The sequence below is a fragment of the Psychrobacter phenylpyruvicus DSM 7000 = NBRC 102152 genome (assembly GCF_000685805.1).
In the GTDB taxonomy this organism is placed as follows: Bacteria; Pseudomonadota; Gammaproteobacteria; order Pseudomonadales; family Moraxellaceae; genus Psychrobacter; species Psychrobacter phenylpyruvicus.
In genome coordinates this window covers 1-1,515 of the sequence record NZ_JMKP01000090.1, presented here as the reverse complement: position 1 = coordinate 1,515, position 1,515 = coordinate 1, and the positions used below count along the sequence as shown (strand labels likewise).

Annotated in this window: 2 protein-coding genes; both read left to right on the top strand. The window is 40.5% G+C overall.

Going from position 1 to position 1,515, the window contains the following annotated elements; translation table 11 throughout:
* Positions 1-61 precede the first annotated feature (61 nt).
* Entirely contained in the window at positions 62-784 is a 723-nt protein-coding gene (locus G561_RS14865; RefSeq protein ID WP_037032639.1) for an OmpA family protein, read from the top strand.
* A 111-nt stretch (positions 785-895) separates the two neighbouring features.
* A partial coding sequence (locus G561_RS14860) for a hypothetical protein (RefSeq protein WP_037032637.1) occupies positions 896-1,515 on the top strand: 620 nt, incomplete at its 3' end.

The window sequence follows — 1,515 nt, the reverse complement described above, 5'->3', positions numbered from 1 at the left end:
ATGAGCCTCGTATCTAGCTCCATTTTATCTATGCCATACTGGAAGATTCTATCATTCTTTTTTGCTCTTTTTAAGTTGTGTAGATACCTATGCTAAAACGGGTCAAGTATTTACGACTCCTGATGATAGTGCATTAGCCGCTAATGAGAGTCGTATTGTTATATTTCGCACGCCTACAGGTGTGTCCGAAGCCACCTCAATAGATGCCGCTGGCGCTATAGATTTTGAAGACAGTGTCGTTGTTGGTATAGAGAATTATTTTCAAACGTCGTTACAGGCGGGGCACTACTCACAGATTAAGGTTTGTACTGGCCAAAATGTGTTAAGTGCTGAGCTTACAGACCAAAAAAACAATCACTTGGCGAATCAAAGCCTCATTGTAAGTCTACAGCCTAAGCGCACTTATTATTATCAAGTCAGTCATGTAGAAAGAGGAGTTACGCCAGTAATTAGAGCGGTTAATACCTCTGAAGCCATAGAGTTACTTAAAGGCTCTATTGAGCAAACGCATCAAATCAGCCGAGTTGTCACTGATAACTGTATGCAACCACCCACTCAAACCATTACAACTCATCCAGTGACCACACCTGTAATGGAGACTCAGAAACCGATAAATCTTGATGTGCTATTTGATTTTGATAGTGCTCAGATAAAAGGAAAATATCAACAAAAAATACAACTGCTTGGGGAGTATATGCAGGCCAACCCAGAGGCTACTGTACATTTAGAGAGTCATACCGATAGTAAAGGAGCAGCTGGTTATAACTTGAAATTATCCTCTTAATAAAACTATTTTAATCACTTCACTTTTATCTAATGTAATTAGTGAGATACAAAAATACTTAATGTCCCTTACTACACAATAATCAATACAAATCAAAATTTAGGAAATATCATGAAAACAGTTATCGTAAAAGTAAACACAGCTACTCAAACCATTGCAGAACATACTGTGGTAACTCAAGACGGCCAGCCCACTGTGATTAAAGCTGTTCAAAAAGTAAACTATGAACTTTTTGATCCAGCCACAGGCCATGCACCAAACCATATTGTGACTAAGCGTGTGGGTAATGATTTACATGTGTCAATGGAAGATAATGCCCAAGATAGTGATTTGATTATTGAAGGGTTTTATGATGATACAAATAGTGCGTTAATAGGCTTGGCAGAAGATGGTGAGTATTACTACTATGTACCTGATTCAGGTGAAGTGGTAGATTATGTTACTCAGCTACAAGTTGGCGATATAGAAGGTCAAGCGCTTGGCGGTGAAAGTCAAGTAGCCCCTTGGTGGGTTGGGGCTACCGAAGGCAGCTTTGATACGCTGCCATGGCTAGTCGGCTTAGCGGGTGCCGGTATCGTTGGTGCTGCTTTAAGCAGTGGTGGTGGTAGCTCAAGCTCTAATGGGTATGTTCCGCCCGTTGATAATAATAAAAAAGTTGACGACTTAGTTAAAGCTGCTGAAGAGGCTGAGAAAGCGGCAGAAGATGCCTTAGTTGAAGCCAACAAAGATGG